Annotated in this window: 14 tRNA genes; all 14 read left to right on the forward strand. The window is 42.1% G+C overall.

Going from position 1 to position 2,135, the window contains the following annotated elements:
* Positions 1-6 precede the first annotated feature (6 nt).
* A tRNA-Arg gene (locus BN349_RS22680) sits at positions 7-83 on the forward strand.
* Positions 84-94: 11 nt separating this feature from the next.
* Positions 95-171, forward strand: a tRNA-Pro gene (locus BN349_RS22685).
* Between the two features lie 21 nt (positions 172-192).
* A tRNA-Ala gene (locus BN349_RS22690) sits at positions 193-268 on the forward strand.
* 8 nt (positions 269-276) lie between these two features.
* Positions 277-366 (forward strand) — tRNA-Ser (locus BN349_RS22695).
* A 39-nt stretch (positions 367-405) separates the two neighbouring features.
* Positions 406-482, forward strand: a tRNA-Asp gene (locus BN349_RS22700).
* A gap of 28 nt (positions 483-510) precedes the next feature.
* Positions 511-585: transfer RNA gene (locus BN349_RS22705), tRNA-Phe, on the forward strand.
* A 25-nt stretch (positions 586-610) separates the two neighbouring features.
* Positions 611-694: transfer RNA gene (locus BN349_RS22710), tRNA-Tyr, on the forward strand.
* Between the two features lie 25 nt (positions 695-719).
* Positions 720-795 (forward strand) — tRNA-His (locus tag BN349_RS22715).
* Positions 796-810: 15 nt separating this feature from the next.
* A tRNA-Gln gene (locus BN349_RS22720) sits at positions 811-882 on the forward strand.
* A gap of 7 nt (positions 883-889) precedes the next feature.
* A tRNA-Cys gene (locus tag BN349_RS22725) sits at positions 890-961 on the forward strand.
* Positions 962-975: 14 nt separating this feature from the next.
* A tRNA-Gly gene (locus BN349_RS22730) sits at positions 976-1,049 on the forward strand.
* Positions 1,050-1,059: 10 nt separating this feature from the next.
* Positions 1,060-1,136 (forward strand) — tRNA-Ile (locus BN349_RS22735).
* Between the two features lie 13 nt (positions 1,137-1,149).
* A tRNA-Asn gene (locus tag BN349_RS22740) sits at positions 1,150-1,221 on the forward strand.
* Between the two features lie 57 nt (positions 1,222-1,278).
* Positions 1,279-1,352: transfer RNA gene (locus BN349_RS22745), tRNA-Arg, on the forward strand.
* Positions 1,353-2,135: the final 783 nt, after the last annotated feature.

Genomic DNA, 2,135 nt, shown 5'->3' on the forward strand with positions numbered 1-2,135 from the left:
TGATATGCGCCCGTAGCTCAATTGGATAGAGCGTCTGACTACGGATCAGAAGGTTATGGGTTCGACTCCTTTCGGGCGCGCCATTATAGATGAACGGGGAGTAGCTCAGCTTGGTAGAGCACTTGGTTTGGGACCAAGGGGTCGCAGGTTCGAATCCTGTCTTCCCGACCATTCCATACAGTAACTAAAAATGGGGCCTTAGCTCAGCTGGGAGAGCGCCTGCCTTGCACGCAGGAGGTCAGCGGTTCGATCCCGCTAGGCTCCACCAATTATAACGGAGGTATACCCAAGTTCGGCTGAAGGGATCGGTCTTGAAAACCGACAGGGGCTTAACGGCTCGCGGGGGTTCGAATCCCTCTACCTCCTTCATTTTTTTGAAATTATTATGATCAATTTTTATCATAGGGTCCGGTAGTTCAGCTGGTTAGAATGCCTGCCTGTCACGCAGGAGGTCGCGGGTTCGAGTCCCGTCCGGACCGCCATAAAAACTACTATTCATATAGATTGTGTGGCTTAGTAGCTCAGTAGGTAAGCAAAAGACTGAAAATCCTTGTGTCGGCGGTTCGATTCCGTCCTGAGCCACCATTAGTTTGTCTCCCTATAATTAGTTGGAGGGGTAGCGAAGTGGCTAAACGCGGCGGACTGTAAATCCGCTCCTTCGGGTTCGGCAGTTCGAATCTGCCCCCCTCCACCATTTATATTTCAATAATCTTATAATGGCGATTGTGGCGAAGTGGTTAACGCATCGGATTGTGGTTCCGACATTCGTGGGTTCGATTCCCATCAGTCGCCCCATCCAAATTCTATTATTGGGCTATAGCCAAGCGGTAAGGCAACGGATTTTGATTCCGTCATGCGAAGGTTCGAATCCTTCTAGCCCAGTCATTTTGGCAGCATAGCCAAGTGGTAAGGCCAAGGTCTGCAAAACCTTTATTCACCGGTTCAAATCCGGTTGCTGCCTTTAAAATTCCTTATGCGGGTGTAGTTTAGTGGTAAAACCTCAGCCTTCCAAGCTGATGATGAGGGTTCGATTCCCTTCACCCGCTCCAACAACATAACGGGCCTATAGCTCAGCTGGTTAGAGCGCACGCCTGATAAGCGTGAGGTCGGTGGTTCGAGTCCACTTAGGCCCACCATCATACGTTTTATTCCGCAGTAGCTCAGTGGTAGAGCATTCGGCTGTTAACCGAACGGTCGTAGGTTCGAATCCTACCTGCGGAGCTTTTTTGAGATTAATTCTATAACATGAAGAATATCATATACATACTATAATATAGTGCGCCTTTAGCTCAGCTGGATAGAGCAACGGCCTTCTAAGCCGTGTGTCAGAGGTTCGAATCCTCTAAGGCGCGTATCCTAACTAACCTTTCTAGGTTAGTTTTTTTAGTTGGAGAATTAAATAAATGTTTGTACCATGGTATTTAGTAGCAACGACTTGTTCTCGAGCCTGCTGTGCTTCTTTCATAATCATCATTTGGTAAATAGCCTATCTAATTTTTCATTCAATTCTTTGACGGTATTATCTTTTTCTTTATATGTCTTTCCCATTAAGTGAATTATGTTGTTTAAGAGGTCTTTCTTTTTTTCAATTGTTTCTTTTAGTTTGTTCAAGGTGTTAGCCATATGTAACATTTCGTCGATTTTATCAAGGAAGTAAAGACTCCACATCACTGATTGGAGCAATTATTAGGAAGAAACCAACCTTTCTACGAAGAAACGTTGGTTTCTTCTTTTTTATCTAAAATGACTAGTTTTGGAGCACATTATAAACGATTTCACTTTAGTTACTAAGGAGTCATGGGATAAGCTATTCTATAAATCTATGGATTAAAAAAGTTGTTTTGTATGTTAATTGATTAATAGTGTTTTTAATAATTCCAAAAATTCATCTAATGTGTCAGGTAGTTGCTCGGGAAGATAATTAGTATCCATAAGACAGGTCTCCTTCTTATAATATCTTTATTTATAGTTACATTATTACCAGAATCAAAAAATTTATACTTAATAATGTACTATTTATGAAAAATATTTTTAATGCAGATTAATAGAAAGTGTTATCAGGTGAATGGATTGATATCCATTGGCTCTGTTCGTAAACATTGTTGCTAACGGCTTAATAAAAAAGAGACAGCTTT

The sequence above is a fragment of the Bacillus sp. AP8 genome (genome assembly GCF_000321185.1).
In the GTDB taxonomy this organism is placed as follows: Bacteria; Bacillota; Bacilli; order Bacillales; family DSM-1321; genus Bacillus_AD; species Bacillus_AD massilioanorexius.